Genomic DNA, 20,423 nt, shown 5'->3' on the forward strand with positions numbered 1-20,423 from the left:
CCCCAAATCCGATGGGGCCCGATTACCCGAAAAAAGCCTTCATCGTGACCGTGACAACCTCCTCAATCTTCGGCGTGGACGCGACCAATCACTCCGTCGTCCTTGCAATCCAGGAACGAAAATGATCCGCGCAACCGTGCTCAAGTCCAGGACCTATCGCCGTATGCCGTGGAAGAACGGCGGGGGCGAAACCATCGAGATCGCGGTTTCGCCAGAGGGGGCGCCGATAAGCGATTTTGATTGGCGCATCAGCATGGCAATCGTTGCCACGGATGGACCGTTCTCGATCTTTGCCGGCGTCGACCGGACGCTGTCGATCCTCGAGGGAAACGGAATGTCGCTGGCGATCGATGGACACGCTCCTGTATTGCTGACACAAGAGAGCGCTCCCCTCGCCTTTCCGGCCGATGTTGCCGTGTCTGCAGCGTTGCCAGATGGTCCGATCACGGACCTCAACGTCATGACGCGCCGCAACATGCTGCGGCATCGGGTGGAGAGACTGGCTGTCAACTCGACTACATCCATGCGACCCGAGGCTCAGACCTGTCTTCTGCTCTGCCGCCAGGCTGCGCTTGCAGTCGAATGGAGCGACCAACATGTCGAACTTGAACCAGGCGACACAATCCTCCTGAAGGGGGCCAGAGGGGTGGACGTCACACTCCACGGCGAAGCGCCCTGCTTTCTCATCTCCATCAATTCGCTCTGAGACCCCAGATCTCGATCGATTGTGGAGCAGCTAGGTTGGTGGCAGGCACGTCCGATACGGTGGGGTCCGGCCGTGCACAACGAGTGGCTATCCAATCACCAGCCGGATCAATCACGACAGCCTGCTTATAGGACCCCTCATCTGGCATGAGCGTGCCTGACCACGTGTCGCTCCGTTTCCATCAACATGACCATTGGCAGGCGCAAACAGCCCAAGGTTCAGCCGTTCGCCCCCCTAACTCATGCCAAAACAATATTGTTTCTATAGTCTATAAATTAGATGGTTTTAGCTGTGTGGGAGCAAGTCCCTGCCCTAGTGTCTCCGTGTCGAAACAACTTCACGCGGTGACGATGTTCAGCCGCAAGGGGACGAAACATGAAATTGAGAACACTTTTGGTGGCAGTGGCCCTAGGGTCGGCCAGCCTGCTGACACCATTTCTTGCAGGGGCAGCGGAAAAGAAAGTCGTTGTCGCATATCAGACCGACGCGCTTCCGTCATCGGTCGCCATCGCCAATGGTGAGTTTGCCAAGGCAACCGGCTATGAGATCGACTTCCGCAAGTTCAACTCGGGTGCAGAGATCTTTGCCGCCATCGCTGCTGGTGATGTTCAGGTCGGCTACGTCGGCTCGAGCCCGTTTGCGGCAGCAACCTCACGCGGACTGGAGGTCAAGGCCTTCTACCTCTCATCCATTTCTGGCGTCGATGAAGCGCTCGTCGTCCGCAACGGCTCCGGGATTTCGTCGGTCTCCGACCTAAAGGGCAAGAAGCTTGCCGCGGCTCCTGTCTCCACGGATCACTACCAGCTCCTTGCTTTGATCAGGTCCATCGGGTTGACAGAAAAGGATGTACAGGTCTTCGCCATTCCGCAGCCGGAGATTGTTGCGAGCTACAACCGCGGCGATATTGACGGCGGTTTCGTCTGGGATCCGGCACTGACCGAACTGAAAAAGAACGGCAAGGTTCTGGTCACATCCAAGGACGTTGCGGACCGGGGTGCGCCCACTTTCTCCGCCTGGGTCGCCGCATCGAAGTTTGCTGATGAAAACCCCGCGTTCTTGAAGAGTTTTGCCGGCGTCATCAACACCTATTACGCCTCGTTCACGGCAGACAAGAAGGCCTGGGATGGCGATAGCGAGAATGCACGGTTGCTTGCCAAGACTTTGGGCGGAACTGCCGAGCAGCAAGCTTCCGCGCTGAAGAACCTCACTCTTCTTACGCCTGAGGTGCAGGCATCCGAGGCCTGGCTTGGCGGCGGCGACAAGTCGGGTGCCGCCAGAATCCTCAAGGATACCGCCGCCTTTTTGAAGGACCAGGGCAAGGTAACCGAAGTCCTGCCGAGCTACGCTGCCTTTGTTACGCCAGATGCAGTCGTCGACGCAAACAACTGAAAACACAATTCAAATCACCTCTGCACGCTGGCGCGAGAGGCGCCGGCGTCACTGACGAAGAGATTACATATGCTCAAAGTCGATCAAGCCAGCGTCTTTTTCAGAACGCGAGACGGCCGGACGGTCCATGCTCTCGATAGAGTTTCACTCAATATTCCCGACAACAGCTTAGTCGTGGCACTTGGAGCCTCGGGTTGCGGCAAGTCCACGCTGCTCAACGCGATAGCGGGATTCCTGCCGCTCTCGTCAGGCGCCATCACCCTTGACGGGCGCCCCGTCACGCGTCCGGGAGCAGACCGGGGAGTCGTGTTCCAGAAAGACACGCTGCTGCCATGGAAGTCGGTCCTTGGCAACGTCGCGCTTGGACTGCAGTTTGCGGGAGTTTCAAAGGCTGAACGCAGAGCTCGTGCGATGGAGTTGCTCTCTCTCGTGGGCCTGAGCGATTTCGCTGACGCATTTCCCTACGAACTGTCAGGAGGCATGCGCCAGCGTGTAGGAATTGCCCGGTCTCTGGCTGCCGATCCTGAGGTGCTACTGATGGATGAGCCATTCGGCGCGCTCGACAGCCTGACGCGGGAACAGATGCAAGAACTGATCATATCCATCTGGAAAGCCACACGAAAACGGATCTTCTTCATCACCCATTCGATCGAGGAAGCGCTGTTTCTCGGCACGCAAGTCGTGGTTATGTCTCCGCGACCTGGTCGCATCGTAGCGCGCTTTGATCTCGACTTTGTCAGCGAGTTCGCGCGAGCCGGCGACGCTGGAGCCATCAAGATGGCGCCGCAGTTTGCGACTTTGCGAGAAGAAATCCGGGGAATCCTGCATGGGTCCGATCAAATAAGGAGTGCGGCGGAATGAGTGACACCATCGAGACTGCCGGGCTCCTCGTCCGGCCCACACAGGAGCAGCCCAACACAGTGGACATGAAGGGGTTCGGCGCCGGGGAAGGAAGTACGCTCCTCATCAGCCTCGCGACAGCAGTCGTGCTGCTCACATCATGGTGGCTGGTTGCAAGGCTCGGACTGGTTCCGCGTCTCTTCCTCCCGGCACCACAGGAGGTACTGACCCAGATCGGCACGGTTTACAGGGACGGTTATGCCGGCGCCTCTCTCGGTGAACATGTCTCTGCAAGTCTCTTCAGGATCGCCGCGGCGGCCGCCATTGCGATCGCTGCCGGCATCCCGATTGGCCTGCTGATGGGTCTCAACCGGTGGGCAAAGGGCATCTTCGATACGCCGATCGAATTCTACTGGCCGCTACCGCCGCTTGCCTATCTGCCATTGATGATCATCTGGCTCGGAATTGGCGAGACGTCGAAGGTGACGCTTCTCGTCCTTGCAATTTTCGCTCCGATCTGTCTTTCCGCCCAGGCCGGGGTTCGCTCGTTGCCGATCGAACGCATCAATGCGGCGCGATCCCTCGGTGCCCGGCACTGGCAGCTGGTTGTCAGCATCGTTCTGCCATCTGCACTTCCGGAGATCCTCACAGGCATTCGCATCGGGTTCGGCGTCGGCTGGGGCACGCTTGTTGCAGCGGAACTTATCGCCTCAAATCGCGGCATCGGGTACATGATCATGTCAGCTTCCCAGTTCCTCGCGACCGACGTCGTCTTCGTCGGCATCGGGATAATCGCTGCCTGTGCATTCGCGTTCAGCCTCGCCGTTCGGATCTTGGAAGCAACCCTCGTTCCGTGGAAAGGTAAGATCTAGCGCGAACGCCTGCCACGTCCCTGACGGGGCGCCCTTTCTGTCACGACGGGGATCGACCGCAATGAAACAGATGCAGATCTTTGCCTTCGACATGAACTGCGTCGGCCATATCAATCACGGCATGTGGACCCACCCACGCGATACCTCGCTTCACTACACGGATCTCGATTACTGGGTGGATCTTGCCCGAACTGCCGAGCGCGGAAAGCTCGATGGGATATTCCTGGCTGATATCCTCGGCGTCTACGACGTTTACAAGAACAGTGCGGCGCCGGTCATCCAGGCTGCTGCCCAACTCCCTGTAAACGACCCCATGGTGCCGATCGCGGCCATGGCCTACGTCACCAGGCACCTCGGCTTCGGAGTGACAGTCAACACGACTTTCGAACCGCCTTACCTCCTTGCACGGCTCATGTCGACGCTCGACCACCTGACAAAGGGTCGGATCGGGTGGAACATCGTCACCGGCTACCTCGACAGCGCAGCGCGGGCAATGGGTTTGGAGAAGTTGCCGGAACACGACGCGCGCTACGATGCGGCAGAAGAATATCTCGAAATTCTCTACAAGCTCTGGGAGGGAAGCTGGGACGACGATGCATTCGTTGGCGACAAGGTCCGTGCCATTTTCGCCGACCCTGCAAAGGTTCGTGCCATGAAGCACGAGGGGCAATACTACAAAATTGAGGGGTTTCATCTTTCACAACCCTCACCGCAGCGCACGCCGCTACTCTTCCAGGCGGGAGCCTCCGCTCGTGGGCAGGATTTCGCCGCCAGGCATGCCGAGTGTGTCTTCGTTGCCGCGCCAACCCCGCAGGCAGTCTGCCGGCCCGTTGAGGCATTGCGGGCAAAGGCCGAGGCGTTCGGACGCGGACCAGATGCCCTGCGCGTTCTGCAGCTTGTTACAATTGTTGTTGGCCGGACCGAGAAGGAGGCGCGGGACAAGCTCCAGGACTACCGCACGCATGCCAACGTGGAGGCGTCTCTTGCACACTACGCGGCTTCGACTGGCGTTGATCTCTCCAAATACGGTCTTGACGACCCCATCACGCAGGCGTCGACCAATGCCAATCAGTCGGCACTCGCCGCGATCACCAAGGATGCGCCGACGCCCATGACACTGCGCCGGATCATTGACCACATGGTGCTTGGTAGTCGGATGAAGCCAATTGTCGGATCACCCGCTCAGGTCGCGGACCGACTGGCGGAATGGATTGCCGATGGCGGCATAGATGGCTTCAATCTCGCGCGTACCGTTGCTCCGGAAAGCCTGCTTGACTTCGTCGATCTCGTGATCCCGGAGTTGCAGGAGCGCGGGCTATTCAAGGCAGATTATGCGCAGGGCGCCCTGAGACAAAAGCTGTTTGGCAAGAGCGGCAGGTTGCCGCCTGGGCACCCTGCCGCCGCGTTCCGGCATTGATTACTTGTGGTCCAGCCTGGCGACCAGCCGATCGCCAAGCCACTGGATGCCGCAGACCAGGACGATCAGCACGGCAACAACAGCGACCATTACGGCAGTCTCGAAGCGTTGGTAGCCGTAGCGTATGGCGAGATCACCAAGTCCGCCGGCACCGATCGCCCCCGCCATTGCAGACGCTCCGATCAGGGTCACGAGGGTAACGGTGAACCCGGCGACAATCCCGGGGAGCGCTTCTGGAACCAGCACTTCGCGAATGATCGTCCACCCATTGCCCCCCATGGCGCGCACGGCATCGATCAGGCCGCGGTCTACTTCTCTCAGGGATACTTCCGCGATACGCGCGTAATAAGGTGTTGCTGCAATCGCGAGCGGCACGATCGCTGCCCACGTTCCCAAAGCCGTACCGACGATAAGACGCGTCAACGGGATCAGCGCCACCAGCAGGATGATGAAGGGAACGGATCGAAAACCGTTGATGATGGCGCCAAGGATACCGTTAATCCACGCGTTTTGGGCTATGCCGCCCTTGTTGGTGAGAACCAGCGCCAGCCCGAGCGGTAGACCGAAGACCAGCGAGATGAGCCCCGATGCGCCGGTCATCAGGATCGTTTCCCAAAGCGAGCGAAGCAGAAGATTAAACATGATCGGTGTCATAACCGAGAACCTCCACCCGCGCCGAGCGGGCTTTCAGAAATTGCAGGACCTTGTCTCTCAAGGCCGGGTCGCGGGTCGGCACGGCGATAAAGAACCGCGCCACAGGCTGGTTCTGAATATGGTCGATACCGCCGTGGACAAGGCGGAAGGATTGCGGAAGTGCTGTGGACAAGTCGGCAAAAACCGCGCCCTGTGCCACGGGGCCCGCCATGTCGATGCTGAGGATGGCTTCATCGCCCGATGTGGGCGACAGGCGTGCTGCTATATGTTCAGGCAATTGCGGCCGGCTGCCAGACAGCAGGCTCTTGGTGATCGCTGCTTTTGGATCGGCAAATACAGACCAGACTTGTCCTTCTTCCGCGATGCGGCCAGCGTCAATGACCGCAACACGATCTGCTATGCTTCGGACAACTTCCATCTCGTGGGTGATGAGGATGATCGTGAGCCCAAGCTTGCGGTTGATGTCCTTGAGCAGGGCCAGGATGGATCGCGTCGTCTCAGGATCGAGCGCGGATGTCGCTTCGTCAGACAGAAGCAACGCCGGACGGGCTGCGAGTGCGCGGGCGATGCCGACACGCTGCTTCTGACCACCGGATAGGGATGAAGGATAGGCCCTCGCCTTGTCGGCAAGACCGACGAGCTCGAGCAGTTCATGCGCGCGTTGCAGGCGCTCCGACTTTCCAGCGCCAGCGATCTTCAGAGGGAGCGCAACATTCTCTTCGACGGTTTTCGATGCCAGCAGGTTGAAGTGCTGGAAAATCATCCCGACACGGCGCCGAAGGGGTTGCAGTTCCTTTTCGTCGAGACCGACGATGCCGCGTGCCTCGATTTCGATCAAACCGCTGTCCGGACGCTCTAGGCCATTCAGACAGCGGATCAACGTGGATTTTCCGGCCCCGCTTCGCCCGATGATCCCGAGAATTTCGCCCTTGTGAACGGTGAGCGATATTCCATCCAGGGCGGCAGTCGTACCAAAGTGCCGGTGGACATCGACGAGGCGGACGACCTCTTCGCCCTTTACCGCTGGCGAAGCCTCGATTGTGGCGGCCGATACATTTGAATTCATCTTCTATCCTTTCGGAAAACGCTCAAGGCGGCCCGGGCTGGGAACGCCCGGGCCGCCTTGTTCATGCACCCGCTGCGTGGCGCAAATGTCGATCAGTAGGCGCTGACGCCGGTTCCCTTATACACCTTGTCGAACTCCGCCTTAACCGTGTCGTTCTGGTAGGACGATACAAGCGTCTTGACCCAGGCTTCGTTTTCGCTGCCCTGCTTGACGGCAATGAAGTTGCGGTACGGGTTATCGGCGATCGGCTCCTGCGCAATACGGTCAGCTGCGGACAGGCCGGCCTTCAGTGCCCAGTCGGTATTTACCACGGCTGCATCCAGATCATCGATGGCGCGGCCGACCACGCCGGCATCAAGCTCCTTGATTTCGACGTTCTTTGGATTCTCGGTAACGTCAGTGACTGTTGCAAGAATTCCCGTGCCATCCTTCAGCTTGATAATGCCTTCGTTCTGCAAGACCCGCAGTGCACGGCCTTCGTTCGAGGGATCGTTGGGGACACCGATCGTCGCGCCTTCACCAATCTCGGCGACCGCCTTGTGCTTCTTGGAATAAAGACCGATCGGCCATACCGCGGTATATCCAACAGGGACTATGTGGTAGCCATGCTGTTCAACCTGGTTGTCGAGGTATGGCTTGTGCTGGAAAGCGTTTGCGTCGATTTCGCCGCGCTCCAGCGCCTCGTTCGGCTGCGTGTAGTCGTTGAAGACGACCGTTTCGACCGTCAGGCCTTTCTTTGCGGCTTCGGCTGTCACGACTCGCCAGACATCTTCGTCCTCGCCACTCATGATGCCAACTTTAATAGATTTGTCTTCGGCGAAGGCAGTAAACGGCGTTGCCAGGGCGATCAGAGCGATAGTAGAGGCGGCCATCACAGCAAGGGTGGTGCGGCGCGCGAGGCTTGGTTTGGACGTCTTCTTGTTCATTTTGGTGTTTCCCGTCTTGAATTGGTGAGGCGAGCCTCGAACAGCCGGATAGTTCCAAAACTGGTGAAAATAAACCAAGCAAGCCCATCTCTATTGCGCTGCAGCACGGAAAAACTCTTCGGCCGACGGGCGCAAGTGGGGGATAAAAATTCTACTGATTTGGTAGAATATTGCCATTGCTCGGTTCTTCGGCCCATTCTAGGTTAAACCATCCGGGCGCGAAGGACAAACGCGCCTTCCCCCACCAAGGTCATCGGAATCGCGTGCATTGGACCACGACAGCGTGACAACCGGACGAAATAACGGCGGCAAGACACGCCACCCCGTTGTTGTGGTTGTTGGTGGAGGCGTGTCTGGTGCTGGCGTTGCCTATCACCTTGTGCGTACCATGGGCGAGCAAGCACCCGCGATCGTCGTGTTTGAACCACGTTCTGAACTCGGCAGAGGGCTCGCTTACGATACGACCGATCCTGCCCATCGCATCAATGTCCCCGCTGCGCGCATGAGCCTGCTGCCCGACCGGCCCGAGGATTTCCTGGAATGGATCGCGCGCGAGGATGCGGTCGCCGACGATCCCGAAGCTTTCCGGCCAGACGGCAACCTTTTCCCGCGCCGCCAGGTCTTTGGCTCTTACATTGCTTCAGCTCTCGCCCCTTATGTTGAAACGGGAGCAGTGCGCCATCGGCGCGCGCTCGTTGTCGACGTGTGCCGCGACGGATTGCTCTGGCGCATTGCCGACAGCCAGGGCGGTCAGGTGTTTGCCGATTTCCTGGTTATAGCCACCAGTCATCCCTCACCGTCGGTGCCGGGTGCCCTGCGCGTTCTCGAGGGACATCATCGTTTTGTGCCCGATTCGACCCGTATTGAAGCTCTGGGGCACATTCGTCCGAATGACAGGCTGCTGATTATCGGCAACGGCCTTACGGCGGCCGACATTGTCGCTTCGCTGGCACGCACCGGTCACCGCGGCCAGATCACCTCGATTTCACGTCGGGGATTGCGATCGAGAGGGCATTCGCCCTGGCCGCAAGATCCGTTTGGGGACTTCGAAGCAACCCCAACCCACAGCGCCACCGCCCTCCTCCGAAGCATACGTCTGGCGATCACCGAGGCCGAGGCCGCCGGACTGACTTGGCATGCGGTCATCGACCAGGTCCGTACCCATGGGCGCGCCCTCTGGCAGAAATTACCCATGTCGGAGCGATGCAGGATTGTGCGTCACATCAGACCCTTTTGGGATGTCCATCGGTTCCGGATCGCGCCGCAGGTTGAGGATGTGTTGGAACAGGCAATCGCGGAAGGCAGGATGGAGGTCCTGGCGGCGTCCGTCGGCAAGGTCCATTTTGAAGGCGGGTCGATCCACGTCGCGCTTCGACGACGCAGCGGCCCCTCATTGCAGCGGTGCTTCGATGCCGTCATCGTCACAACCGGTCCGGCACATGGCGGGATCCTGGACAGTCAAGCCTGGCTTTCAACGATGCGCGCTCAGTCGCACTTGCAACTCGATCCAACCGGCCTCGGCATCGCATGCTCCGAGCGCTCGGAGGCGCTGGATGCCGATGGATTGCCCGACGCGACTCTGCTCGTTTCCGGGCCGCTGGCGCGAGGTACGTTCGGAGAGTTGATGGGCTTGCCTCAGATCACTGAACATGCGGTCTTCGTGGCGAGCGAGCTTTCCACGAAGGTGACAGCACTTCGGATGCCGGCTCGAAACTGAACAGCGCGTATCGGGGCCTTTGGCACAAGCCTGCCTTCAGGCCATCTGAGAGCCCGTCTGTCATGGCGCGGAACCCGGTGTCACCATGAACGGTTCAAGTTCTGGATCGAAGTCGACCTCGACCACGTTGTTGAATGTCGCAGTCGCGAGCATGATACCAGCAAATGCCACAAGGTCGACGAGCGTCTTATCATCGTAGCGCTCCTTCAGGCTGGTCCAGATTTCCGCGGGGATCGCGTTGGAATTGGCGACGATGGCATTTCCGAAGCGGTCAAGAATGGCCTCTTCTTCCGAGAGCACCATTGCGTCCGGATTGAAGCCTGCATTGATCAACGCCCGGCGGAAGAAGCCGACGGCGATCTTTGAGCGCGCTGCTTTCGAAATCGAATGGGAAAAGATCCAGATGGGTCGATCGGGAATGGACGCGAGTTCGGCGCGAAGCGTGAACCATTCAGCGTAAATCCGGTGCGCCACCGGCGAATGCAGGAGTGTCCGCTTCATGTTCGTCATGCGACCGCGAACCCTCACCTCTTCGTCGTGCGCTGCCTGAATCTCGCGCGAGGCGGTGGCGTATTCGATCTTGGGGATTTGGCTCATGATCATGCTCGTGTTGTCGGTTGCTATCGTCTTATTGCGAGTCGCAGGGTAACGCACCCGGCCGTCCTGATCCTCCTTTAGGTTGTCAGATTGCTCCAAGCCATCTCATCACAGCGAGGATAGGAAACGCGAGGGAGAACGACATTACGTTCTTGACAATTCCAGCTTGCCAATTCACGGTGAAACCGGTTTCACTCGCAATACGGATAGTTCGTGCGGCTCGATCTTTCGGTTCTCTTGCCCCATCTCGGCTTTCTCGCGCATGGCGCGCTTTTGACGGCAGAGGCATGCGCACTGGCCCTCATCGGAAGCGTCGTGATGGGGGCATTCGTGGCGATCGCACGGACTTCCTCCTCGGCACTTCTGCAGCGGGTCTCCTGCCTCTACGTCGACATTTTCCGCAATGTGCCCTTCATCGTGCAGCTGTTCTTCTTCTACTATGGTCTGCCCGAGGTCGGCATCTACATTGACGCGTTTACAACAGGCGTGATTGCGCTGTCGATCGCAGGCGGCGCCTATGCCTCCGACGTCATCCGTGCAGGCATTCTGGCTATCGATCAGGGCATCATCGAAGCTGCTGAGGTAAGCGGCCTGTCGCGGCGCGTTTTGTTCACGCGGATTGTCCTGCCGATCGCGCTGCGCACGTCGGTGCGCCCCCTCGGCTCGGTCCTCATCAACATGATCCTCACCTCCTCGATCCTCTCGACGATCACTTTGAATGAGCTCACCGGCTCTGCGCAGATCGTCGTATCGCAGACGTACCGCCCCTTTGAAGTCTACGTTGTTCTCCTCGTGGTCTATGCGGCATTGACCTACCTCGTCTCTCTCGCGATTGCGCTCCTCCACCGCCGCCTCAACCGTGACATGATGGAGGCTGTTACCTGATGCGTTTTACTGATTTCACGGCGTTCGACCTCGTCCTTCTCGCGCAAGGGCTCGGCGTCAATCTGGCCCTTTTCCTAGGAACGTCCCTGATCGGACTGGTGATCGGAATCGCGTGGGCGATCGTGCGTTACTACTGCGTGCCGGTGTTGAGCGCGTGCATCACCTTCTTTTCCGAGCTGCTGAAGAATTCACCGGTTCTGGTGCAGCTGTTCCTGGTGTTTTTCGGCCTGCCTGGCCTTCTCCACATCCGCGTCACGCCCGTCACGGCGGCGGCGATCACCCTTTCCGCCAACACAGCCGCCTTCGTCTACGTCATTGCGGTCTCGGGCATCGAGTCAATCGGCCGGGATCAGCTCGAAGCGGCGCGTGTCTTTGGATTAAGCCGCCGGCAGGTGCTTCGTCATATCGTCGCGCCACAGGCGGCTGCATTTGCGGTCGGGCCTCTGATCGCTCTCCTCGTCAACCAGCTGCAGGTCACGTCGCTGATCTCGGTTATCGGCGTTGTCGACCTGACCAAGATCGGCAACATCCTGAACATGCGCACCCTAAAGCCATTTGTCGTCTGGACGGCTGTTGGCCTGCTTTACTTCGCCGCCGCCAAGCTGGTCGCCTTTGTGGGATCGCGCTTCGAAAAACGCCTCCGCGCCCATAGCGCCTGGAGAGGGCTCTGAAATGATAAGAGTTGAAAACGTAAGGAAGTCCTTCGGTCAGACGCCTGTGCTCGACGGTGTCGATCTGACGATTGCGCCTGGCGAGGTTGTTTCGATTCTTGGCTCCTCGGGGTCGGGGAAGTCGACGCTGATCCGCTGCATCAACGGGCTGGAAAGGCTCAGCGGCGGCCGGATCATGGTCGATGAATTCGACGTCAGCATGCCGAAGGAGCTTGCCGAAGCGCGGAAACGCTCCGGCACGGTCTTCCAGTTGTTCAACCTCTATCCGCATATGACTGTGCTCGGCAACATCACGCTTGCGCCGATCGAAGTGCTGAAGAAGCCCCGCGGCGAGGCTGAAGCCAGGGCGCGCGCCCTTCTGGAATCGGTCGGACTGGGCGGCAGGGCCGATGCCTACCCGGCGCAACTTTCTGGCGGTCAGCGCCAGCGCGTCGGCATCTGCCGCGCGCTTGCGATGCAGCCTCGCTACCTGCTGTTGGATGAAGTGACCAGCGCGCTTGATCCGGAGATGACAGCGGAAGTGCTCACAATTCTAGCCAAGCTCGCCCAGGACGGGACGACGATGCTCTTCGTCACGCACGAGGTCGAGTTTGCCAGGCAGATTTCGGACCGGATCGTGTTTCTCGACAAGGGCAAATTGCTGGTCGATCTCCCGACAAAAGACTTTTTCGACAACAGTGGTGGCATGGCGCAACCGCGTGTCGCCCAGTTCCTTTCCAAGATGCGCAAAGATTAGAGGTGCTAGATGCTGCTGTTGGCCAACAAAGAAGCCTGGCCGGGTTTTCCGACGTCCGTTGAAATGCTGCGCGATGGTGCAAACAGTCTCGATGCAATGGTCGCCGGGATCGGCAAGGTCGAGAGCGAAGTGAAAGTGCGGAGCGTGGGTTATGGCGGCTGGCCCAACATGCTTGGCAATATGGAGCTTGATGCCGCGGTCATGGACGGCAACACCCGCGAAGTCGGGACTGTCGGGGCCGTGCCCAACACGCTGCCGGTCGCACGTCTTGCCCATGAAGTTATGAAGCGCCTCCCGCACGTCATGCTGACCGGTGACGGCGCCCGGCGCTTTGCCACCGAGATCGGCTTCGCAGAGGATGACGTGTTGTTCGAAGACAGCAAGAGGGTCTGGTGGGAGCGGCTGGAAAAGGAGCTGTCGGCGGAGGACCTCGCGAAATTTCCGGACATACCGCTCGCGCCGTTGAGCCGCGCGATTACCGATCCGGAGCGCGTTCGGGACACCACGGTGTTCCTGTCGGCGGATCCTGCACGCGGCATCCACGCGGCGACGTCAACTTCTGGCTGGGCATGGAAATATCCTGGCCGCCTTGGCGATAGCCCGATTCCGGGTGCCGGTTTCTACGCTGATAGTCGCTATGGGGCTGCCGCCTGCACGCACACTGGAGAAATGACAATGCGTTGTTCGACGGCTCGCACGGTCGTCCTTGCAATGAAGCTCGGCTATTCACTCACTGACGCGGTGAAACTCGCTATCGACGAGCTCAATGAACTTTCCTCGGGCTTCCTGGCGGGCGTCGTGATCCATGCGGTCGATGCGAAGGGAAACCACGAGGTCGTGAACTTCAGATGCGAGGGCGAAATTCGCTACTGGCTCTGGGAGGACTCGATGCCCGAACCGGAACTGCGGGCAGCGAAACAGGCATAATCAAAGAGGGAATGAAAACATGAAGCGCATTCTGACTACACTTGCCGCATTCGCCATTGTGGCAGGTTCTGCTCTCCCGTCGTTTGCGGGAATGATCGACGATATCCGATCGCGCGGAACCGTTCGCATCGGAGTCTCGCTTGGCGGCGAGCCGATCGGCTTCCGTGACGCGCAGAACAATCCCGTCGGTTACGATGTCGATGTCGCGACGCAACTCGCCCAGAAGCTCGGAGTACCAGTGGAGTTCGTCGACGTTTCAGGCGATGCACGTATCTCTATGCTGGTTTCAGGCCAGATTGACCTCTCAGTTGCCAACACCTCCGCAACGCTGGAACGCGCCAAGACCGTGAACTTCACGATCCCCTACAATCGCGCCGGCTTGCGGGTCATCGTCCAGAAGGATTCGGGCATCAAGGAGTTGAAGGACCTCGCCGGGAAGAAGGTCGTCGTTGGTCGGGGAACGACGGGCGAGAGCTTCCTCAAAACGGCTGTCCCGGATGCAGAACTTGTCTACGTCGATCAGTTTGCCCCAGACGGCGTCCTCCAATTGCAACAGAAGCGCGTCGACGCGGCGATCGAAGATTCTTCGCTGCTCGATTATCTGGCGACCAAAAATCCGTCGCTCGTGACCCTGCCGGGCCTCTACTCCAACGATCCAATCGGTATCGCCGTCGCCAAGGGAGACCCGGAATTCGTGCGGTGGCTCGACATGTTTGTCTCCGATTACATCCAGTCGGGCGCCTATGCGGCGAACTACAAGAAGTGGTGGGGTCCCGAATCTAACCCTCCTGCCTTGAACCCTCAGTGGTAGGGCTACCACGGGCTGCCTTCCGGCAGCCCGTTTTCGTCTAGGCGGTCCGGCGGGGAACGAAACGGGTCGGCACAGTCACAGGGGGCTGGGAAGTCTTGAAAATGCCGGGATTGGCAACGGCATCGACGATGTGGCGGACATAGAGCGCCTTGTCATAGCCAATCGACGAGATCGGATAGGCATCGAAATCGGTCAGGGACAGGTTGTCGAAACCATAGAGCCGGAAGCGCGTGGGTCGGCCATCGGGAAAATCGACCCGACGGACATCCAGGATTCCCATCGCCATCGCATCTGACGTGCAAAACACCGCATCGAGAGCGCTCAACCCTGTCAGTTCGATGGCGGCCGCATGCCCGCTTTCGTAGGAGTAGTCGCCCTGAACTGTTCGAATGAGGTCGATCCCGTAGCGTGCGAAGCACTCCTGGTAAGAGCGAATGCGGGCCTGCTCGACCGGAGAGGATGCACGACCCGTAACGAGAGCGGCACTGCGAACCCGTTTCGATGCGGCGTCAGCCACCGCTTCGGCGATGCCGGCCCGTTCGTCGGGGATGATGACGGGAGAGTACTGGTCGTGAAGGCCATTGAGCATGATGACATGATCGGAGCGGAACATCCGCCGCACGGTCGGCGCGTCGGCAAAGTCGGAAAACACCAACGCGGCATCGACATGATAGGCCACCCCATTGCGCAAGAACTCTTCGACGCGCGCAACCGATCCGATACGGATCAAGATGACCTGCTTGCCGACGATCTGGATCTGATCGATGAGCCGGTCAAAGAGATCGAGGTCAGAGAGATCGTGAATGTGATTGACCACTACGGCGACGAGATTCACTGTCTTGGTGGTCAGGCTTTGTGCGAGCAGGTTCGGCTGGTAGCCAAGGCGGGTGGCCGCTGCGATTACACGTTCTCTTTTCTCGGAGGACACCGGCCGGGGTTCGTTGGAAAGTGCCCGGCTTGCTACCGCACGCGAGACACCCGCCAAACGGGCAACGTCGGCAATCGTGGGAGGGGCGTCGCGGCTACTGTCATGATTCATGTTCGAAAGCTTTCCACCATTAAGAGGGTGATATCGCACCGCTCGGTGCTTCGGCTATGTTAATCTTCGGCTCCCCGGCGCCTGGCCCGCCACTATTCACGCTTTTTCTGCCTTCACCTTTGCCATGCCTTGATACTTGCTTGGAGGAACTTGATGTCTGTCACGCTAGCCCCTGTTGCATTGCCCGATTTCGGCCCGATTGGACCGCAGCCGCAGGTTCCATCGGCAATTTATGATTTACGTGCGGTTGCCGCCTTCAATGCCGCGCGGACTGACTGGCTTGTGGTCTATGCCGACCGTGAGCACTTCGGAAATATCATGCATCTCACCGGTTTCGAGCCGCGCTTCGAGGAAGCCCTGCTGCTGCTTGGTCCGGAAGGGCGTCGTGTGATCATCACCGGAAATGAGTCCGAAAGCTATGCGGCAATCGCCGGTCTCCCCGGGATCACCGTGCTGCGGGCGCAAACCTTGAGCCTTATGGGGCAGGATCGCAGTCAGGATCCGAAGTTGGCCGATCGGTTGCGCGATGCGGGACTAAAGGGCGGCGATTCTGTCGGCCTGGTCGGCTGGAAATATCTCGGACCTGACGAGGATGAGGACTACGGCCAGAGTTTCTTCGTCCCGCATTTCATTGTCAATGCGCTGCGGCGAGTAATCGGCCCGGCGGGAACACTGCTTGATGCCACCCCTATCCTCATGCATCCGGAGAATGGTCATCGCGCAGTTGTCGATGTCGATCAACTCGCGGCGTTTGAGTGGGCGGCAGCGCGTTGCTCGCAGGCGCTGTTCAGGGTCGTTGCCGGAACTCGGGAGAACGAGACGGAATTTCAGGCGCTTGGGCATCTCGGCTACGAGGGAGATCCGACGAACGTCCATACAATGTTTGCTTCAGCCAGTGTCGGCGAGACCATCATCGGCCTGAGAAGCCCCACGTCGCGCCGACTGAGAAAGGGCGATGGCGTGACGACAGCACTCGGTTACTGGGGTGCGCTGTCGTCGCGCGCTGGGCTGCTAACGGACTATGAAGAAACATTCCTGAAGCCTGCGAAAGCCTACTTCGAGGCTTTGACGACGTGGTACGAGACGGCAGATATCGGCGTGACGGGCGGCGACCTCTTCGCCGCGGTTACCGAGAAACTTCAGTCCGCGGGTCTCGACTCGGCTCTAAATCCTGGTCACCTCGGCAGCCACGAGGAATGGCTGCATTCACCAGTACGGCCCGGGTCGACTGAGCGTTTGCGATCCGGCATGCCGTTCCAGGTTGACGTGATACCAGTACCAATGCCCGCGGGTTGGGCGCTCAACTGCGAAGACATGGTGGCCTTCGCGGATGCCAACATGCGCGAGGAGATACGTCAACGTCATCCGGAGATGCATGCGCGCATTCTTCTGCGGCGTTCTTTCATGGCGAACAAGCTCGGCGTGACACTCTCCGAGAATATTCTTCCGCTTTCGTCGACACCGCTTTATCTGCCGCCGTTCTGGCTTAAGTCGGGGAGCGTTCTCGTGCGAGAATGAAGCCATGTATTGGCGCGACGGGCCGGAGTGTTTCTTTTACGTGGAGGTCTTTTGTTCGCATGTGTCGGCGTCGATGACTTTGAAGTCGCTTGAGCGCATCAGGCGGCCCATCGTCCGCAATCGTTCGATAAGCTCGCTGCCGTCGACCGACGCACGGGTCAACTCGAGCTGGCGGTACTCGCTGGATGCTTGGCTCCAATGGTCGCCACTGCGGCCGTTCGGTCTCCCTTCGGATTCCCAGAGTGCGTAGGCGCGTTGATTGATCCAGTCGTCCTTGCTGCGTGACATGCCGGCCTCAGCTGTGGAAAGGTGTATCGATTCCTTCAGGCTGACAAATGGGCATTACTGGTTCGTTACTGCAGTGCAAAAAGCGCCTGCTGCGACATCTCTTTGGCGTATTGATCAACCGGGGCTCAGCTCATTGCGCCGTTCTGCGAGTTCGACGGTGATACCGTCGGGATCGCGCAGGAACGCCACCCGATCGATTATCTCGGAATTCACGGCGGGACGGGGCCTCTCCCTTACCGCCGCGCCGGCCGCTTCGAGTTTGGCGAAACTTTCATCGACGCTATCAACGAGGAAGGTAATATGCAGGACTCCCGACGTTGCGGGCGCCAGATCCAAAGCGGCAGCGGCGCCGTCAGGCGGCGCGAAGATCTCGAGCATGCCATTGCCCGTATCGAGAAACGCCACTTCCGTGCCGTTGGCCATTGTCTTCCGCAAGCGCAGGCGCAGACCCAGGAGATCACAATAGAAGGCAAGTGACCGGTCCATGTGGCCAGTCACCATGCCGACGTGCTCGAAGCTCTTGATCATGCCTCAGACCCGGAAGCCAGGCGATCCTCCTCCTCCGGCAACCAGGACCGGTAGAGAGGATGATCAGACAGGATTGGCAGCGAAGTCGGCTTACCGGTCCGCTGCGAATGATAGGCCGCCGTGACCAGTTCCAGTGAGTTGCGAGCGTCCTCCAAGGTTACCGGTGGCTCGCCACCGGTGGTCAATGCACGATGAAAGAGTTCGAATTGTCTCGTGTAACCGTCTTCGTGGACGACATAGGCGGCCAGAGCGTCATCGACACGCTTCTGGTGGTCCTCCGTCCCGGCAATAAAAGTCCATGGGTCTCGACCCATCGTGTAAGGCTCGAGGATACTTTCTGCTACGAGATCCGAGAAGCAGAACCGCAGGCGGGAGATTTCCTTCCGGGAGCCGAGTGTCATCGACAGCGTTGCCAGGGATCCATTCTTCATCTTCACCGAAATGGCTGCAGTGTCTTCAACCTGGATCGGATTTACGAGTGTCGCCCCGTAGGAGAATATTTCGGAGCATGCGCCGTGCACGTAGTTCAGCATGTCATGAGCGTGAATTGCGTGGCCAAGCAAACCGCCTCCGAGCTCAGTGACCCACTTCCCGCGCCAGGGCACAGCATAATAGTCTGGCCCACGCCACCAGTGCGTTTCGATTGTGGTGAGGAATGGAGTACCTGTCAGGCCGAGATCGATCAGCATCTTCAGCTTTTGAAGTCCCGATCCGTAGCGGTACTGGAAGATAGGCATCAGTTGCGGACCTTCGGCGCGCGCCACTATGCGGGCCATTTCGTCCACCTCGGCAATCGAGCCAAACAGCGGCTTTTCACAGATCACGTGTTTTCCGGCTTCGAGCGCCTTGCGGCATAGTTCGAAATGTGAACCTGGCGGAGTGCAGATATCGATAACGTCGAGATCCGCACGAGCGATCATCGTTTCTGCATCCTGGGTATATTCCGGTATTCCAAACTCATCACAAAGTGACCGACCACGCTCCTCGTCCAACGAGCAAAGAACGGCAACGTCAAACAGGTCCTTGTTCCACGCGAACCCGGTTAGGTGGCGGGATGCGATACCTGCTCCGATGACACCAACGCGAAACTTCTTGGGCATGTGGGTTCCTCAGCAATGACCCAGGCGCGCGGCCTTTGATTGCGCTTCAAGTGAAAGGCGGCATACCTCGTACACATGTTCCTGAGGCATCGCTGTTTCGGTCCGGTCACGCACATCTGCAATGAAGGCATCGAAATAATCGAGCTTCTCGGCAGAGCAATCGATGTGGGTCATCTCCTTGCCATTCACGAGGAAGAGGTGGTCCTTACCCGGGCGTCCGGCAATATCGATATATTTTCGCAGCTCGATGTAACCGTCGGTACCGAGGATTGTCAGGCGGCCGTCGCCCCATGTCGGCAAGGCCTCCGGAGTAAACCAGTCGACACGCACATAGCCCGAGGCGTTGTCAGAGCGAAGCAATACCTCACCGAAATCCTGGAAGGCGGGTTTGTCGGGCATGCCGAAATTACCGACCGAACTTGCCACCACTTCGGCACGTCTCGAACCAGTATAAAACAGGAACTGGTCGACCTGATGGGATGCAATGTCAACGATTATTCCGCCAAATTGATCGGGATCGAAGAACCAGTCCGGCCGCGTTGGCAGCTGCAGCCTGTGAGGCCCCATGCCGAGCGTCTGGATGACAGTGCCGATCGCACCTTCTTTGATGAGTTTGCCTGCCTTTACGGCGGATCGCACACAGTGGCGCTCGGAAAAACAGATCGAGAATATGCGACCGGTTTCCGCGACGGTGCGCCTTACCTCTTCCAACTGCGCGAAGGTCGTAACCCCGGGCTTGTCTGTCATGACATCCTTGCGTGCGTTCATCGCGCGGACGGCCAGTCCAGCACGGTCGCGTGGGATGGCGGCGATGCAAACGATGTCGATGGAAGGATCGGCAAAGATCGTGTCGCGATCGAGTTGCGGCGCATCGGGGTAGGTTTTACTGAAGGTTTCAAGAAGCGCAGGCACCGATGTTTGGGGGCAATACCCTGCGAATTCCGCGCCTGCGGCAAGCAGGCCCTTCACATGGTCGAAGGTGTGTCCATGGTCGATTCCGACGACGGCAAATCTCAACATAACAGAACTGTCCTCCTGCAAATGCCCAAATCGGTCTTGGTGCCTGAGTTGTGCGTTCTCACCGAAGAGACAGCGAAACGCCTGGGCTGTCAAGGCGCAGTGGCCCGGGCAGCGAACGATTAAAAGACATAACAATCTGATATTAATGGTTAAAAAAAGTATCTAAATAGTTAGTTATGGCTCGATTGCTAAGCTAGAACCAAAGGCGGCGGCGGCGGCCGACGACCGATCCGATGTTCGAGAGAATCTTCCATCGGTACGCTTGGCCGGTCTATCCGGGCTATTAGGTGCTTCCATTCAACCAATTCGCACCTACCTCACCTCGCCGCGTCGGGAGCATGTGTACGATTGCTAAGCAAGATCCAAAGGCGGTGGGTCGCCGCTAGGTAGATCCGGCCAGCCCGTCTCTTCCGCGACCATCCGCTCACGCCCTGAAGTCGGTTTCCAGTTTTTCGATAAGGGTTTCCGCTGCCCGTTGGTTCTACAAGGCCAAGTGATTCTTGCAGCTAACATTGGAAAGCCTCTCGCGCATCCCGGTCGAGGCTGACCTGTGCTCTTGCAAGATGTTGGCATTGGAGATCATGGATTCTTGAGATTCCATCATGGGTGAGTAGCGGCCCTGCGGCGACCGGATGTGATGAGGTGGAACGGCCCGCTCCGACAGCATCTAGTGCTAAAAACGTGGTCGTTGCTTGAACGCCACAAAGGAGGGACCG

General features: G+C 58.8%; 21 protein-coding genes. 12 read left to right on the plus strand and 9 right to left on the minus strand.

Features of this window, described 5'->3' with window-relative positions; translation table 11 throughout:
• Nucleotides 1–121: 121 nt before the first annotated feature.
• The 5 genes from FHT97_RS18935 to FHT97_RS18955 all read left to right on the plus strand — a co-directional run bounded on the left by FHT97_RS18935 (nucleotide 122) and on the right by FHT97_RS18955 (nucleotide 5,224).
• Nucleotides 122–706 carry a HutD family protein gene (locus FHT97_RS18935; protein WP_183757122.1) on the plus strand — a complete coding sequence of 195 codons (585 nt, stop codon included), beginning with the start codon at nucleotides 122–124 and terminating at the stop codon, nucleotides 704–706.
• Nucleotides 707–1,081: 375 nt separating this feature from the next.
• Nucleotides 1,082–2,095, plus strand: a complete 1,014-nt coding sequence (gene tauA / locus FHT97_RS18940) for a taurine ABC transporter substrate-binding protein (RefSeq protein ID WP_183863906.1) — start codon at nucleotides 1,082–1,084, stop codon at nucleotides 2,093–2,095.
• 69 nt (nucleotides 2,096–2,164) lie between these two features.
• Nucleotides 2,165–2,956, plus strand: coding sequence for an ABC transporter ATP-binding protein (locus FHT97_RS18945; RefSeq protein ID WP_183757124.1), 792 nt, complete (start codon nucleotides 2,165–2,167; stop codon nucleotides 2,954–2,956).
• 65 nt (nucleotides 2,957–3,021) lie between these two features.
• A complete protein-coding gene (locus FHT97_RS18950; protein ID WP_246712685.1) occupies nucleotides 3,022–3,807 on the plus strand; it encodes an ABC transporter permease subunit in 786 nt (261 codons plus the stop codon).
• Nucleotides 3,808–3,868: 61 nt separating this feature from the next.
• Nucleotides 3,869–5,224, plus strand: coding sequence for an LLM class flavin-dependent oxidoreductase (locus FHT97_RS18955; protein WP_183863907.1), 1,356 nt, complete (start codon nucleotides 3,869–3,871; stop codon nucleotides 5,222–5,224).
• Here FHT97_RS18955 and FHT97_RS18960 read toward each other — a convergent pair whose 3' ends face one another.
• From FHT97_RS18960 to FHT97_RS18970, 3 genes are all read right to left on the minus strand, one after another.
• Nucleotides 5,225–5,878, minus strand: a complete 654-nt coding sequence (locus tag FHT97_RS18960) for a methionine ABC transporter permease (protein ID WP_183757127.1) — start codon at nucleotides 5,876–5,878, stop codon at nucleotides 5,225–5,227.
• Nucleotides 5,859–6,944: a methionine ABC transporter ATP-binding protein gene (locus FHT97_RS18965; RefSeq protein WP_183757128.1), complete on the minus strand. Its 1,086-nt coding sequence runs from the start codon at nucleotides 6,942–6,944 to the stop codon at nucleotides 5,859–5,861. The genes FHT97_RS18960 and FHT97_RS18965 overlap by 20 nt, the downstream gene beginning before the upstream one ends.
• A 92-nt stretch (nucleotides 6,945–7,036) precedes the next feature.
• Nucleotides 7,037–7,870: a MetQ/NlpA family lipoprotein gene (locus FHT97_RS18970; RefSeq protein ID WP_183863908.1), complete on the minus strand. Its 834-nt coding sequence runs from the start codon at nucleotides 7,868–7,870 to the stop codon at nucleotides 7,037–7,039.
• Nucleotides 7,871–8,138: 268 nt separating this feature from the next.
• Between FHT97_RS18970 and FHT97_RS18975 the strand changes: the two genes are divergently transcribed.
• A complete protein-coding gene (locus FHT97_RS18975; RefSeq protein ID WP_210296737.1) occupies nucleotides 8,139–9,587 on the plus strand; it encodes an FAD/NAD(P)-binding protein in 1,449 nt (482 codons plus the stop codon).
• Nucleotides 9,588–9,647: 60 nt separating this feature from the next.
• On the opposite strand, the gene FHT97_RS18980 is transcribed toward FHT97_RS18975, so the two are convergent.
• Complete coding sequence (locus FHT97_RS18980; RefSeq protein ID WP_183757130.1) at nucleotides 9,648–10,184, minus strand: hypothetical protein; 537 nt, start codon at nucleotides 10,182–10,184, stop codon at nucleotides 9,648–9,650.
• Nucleotides 10,185–10,397: 213 nt separating this feature from the next.
• On the opposite strand from FHT97_RS18980, the gene FHT97_RS18985 reads away from it, so the two are divergent.
• Genes FHT97_RS18985 through FHT97_RS19005 form a run of 5 tightly spaced genes read left to right on the plus strand, consistent with a single transcriptional unit; the run spans nucleotide 10,398 to nucleotide 14,214 of the window.
• Nucleotides 10,398–11,069: an amino acid ABC transporter permease gene (locus FHT97_RS18985; protein WP_183757131.1), complete on the plus strand. Its 672-nt coding sequence runs from the start codon at nucleotides 10,398–10,400 to the stop codon at nucleotides 11,067–11,069.
• On the plus strand, nucleotides 11,069–11,740 hold the full coding sequence (locus FHT97_RS18990; protein WP_183863909.1) for an amino acid ABC transporter permease: 672 nt from the start codon (nucleotides 11,069–11,071) through the stop codon (nucleotides 11,738–11,740). Before FHT97_RS18985 ends, FHT97_RS18990 begins: the two co-directional genes overlap by 1 nt.
• A gap of 1 nt (nucleotide 11,741) precedes the next feature.
• On the plus strand, nucleotides 11,742–12,476 hold the full coding sequence (locus FHT97_RS18995) for an amino acid ABC transporter ATP-binding protein (RefSeq protein ID WP_183757133.1): 735 nt from the start codon (nucleotides 11,742–11,744) through the stop codon (nucleotides 12,474–12,476).
• A 9-nt stretch (nucleotides 12,477–12,485) separates the two neighbouring features.
• Nucleotides 12,486–13,403, plus strand: coding sequence for a N(4)-(beta-N-acetylglucosaminyl)-L-asparaginase (locus FHT97_RS19000; RefSeq protein ID WP_183863910.1), 918 nt, complete (start codon nucleotides 12,486–12,488; stop codon nucleotides 13,401–13,403).
• A 19-nt stretch (nucleotides 13,404–13,422) separates the two neighbouring features.
• A complete protein-coding gene (locus FHT97_RS19005; protein ID WP_183757135.1) occupies nucleotides 13,423–14,214 on the plus strand; it encodes a transporter substrate-binding domain-containing protein in 792 nt (263 codons plus the stop codon).
• A gap of 37 nt (nucleotides 14,215–14,251) precedes the next feature.
• Here the strand turns inward: FHT97_RS19005 and FHT97_RS19010 are convergent, their stop codons facing one another.
• A complete protein-coding gene (locus FHT97_RS19010; RefSeq protein ID WP_183757136.1) occupies nucleotides 14,252–15,253 on the minus strand; it encodes a LacI family DNA-binding transcriptional regulator in 1,002 nt (333 codons plus the stop codon).
• 153 nt (nucleotides 15,254–15,406) lie between these two features.
• On the opposite strand from FHT97_RS19010, the gene FHT97_RS19015 reads away from it, so the two are divergent.
• A complete protein-coding gene (locus FHT97_RS19015; RefSeq protein ID WP_183757137.1) occupies nucleotides 15,407–16,771 on the plus strand; it encodes a M24 family metallopeptidase in 1,365 nt (454 codons plus the stop codon).
• A 36-nt stretch (nucleotides 16,772–16,807) separates the two neighbouring features.
• On the opposite strand, the gene FHT97_RS19020 is transcribed toward FHT97_RS19015, so the two are convergent.
• The 4 genes from FHT97_RS19020 to FHT97_RS19035 all read right to left on the minus strand — a co-directional run bounded on the left by FHT97_RS19020 (nucleotide 16,808) and on the right by FHT97_RS19035 (nucleotide 19,707).
• Nucleotides 16,808–17,059 (minus strand): DUF2934 domain-containing protein, encoded by a 252-nt coding sequence (locus FHT97_RS19020; RefSeq protein ID WP_183863911.1) that lies wholly within the window; start codon nucleotides 17,057–17,059, stop codon nucleotides 16,808–16,810.
• 114 nt (nucleotides 17,060–17,173) lie between these two features.
• Nucleotides 17,174–17,587: a VOC family protein gene (locus FHT97_RS19025; protein ID WP_183757139.1), complete on the minus strand. Its 414-nt coding sequence runs from the start codon at nucleotides 17,585–17,587 to the stop codon at nucleotides 17,174–17,176.
• The gene (locus tag FHT97_RS19030) at nucleotides 17,584–18,687 is read right to left on the minus strand and encodes a Gfo/Idh/MocA family oxidoreductase (protein ID WP_183757140.1); all 1,104 of its coding nucleotides are present in this window, start codon (nucleotides 18,685–18,687) and stop codon (nucleotides 17,584–17,586) included. Before FHT97_RS19030 ends, FHT97_RS19025 begins: the two co-directional genes overlap by 4 nt.
• A gap of 9 nt (nucleotides 18,688–18,696) precedes the next feature.
• Nucleotides 18,697–19,707 carry a Gfo/Idh/MocA family oxidoreductase gene (locus tag FHT97_RS19035; protein WP_183757141.1) on the minus strand — a complete coding sequence of 337 codons (1,011 nt, stop codon included), beginning with the start codon at nucleotides 19,705–19,707 and terminating at the stop codon, nucleotides 18,697–18,699.
• Between the last annotated feature and the right edge of the window lie 716 nt (nucleotides 19,708–20,423).

The sequence above is a fragment of the Rhizobium sp. BK399 genome, assembly GCF_014194695.1.
Taxonomy (GTDB): Bacteria; Pseudomonadota; Alphaproteobacteria; order Rhizobiales; family Rhizobiaceae; genus Rhizobium.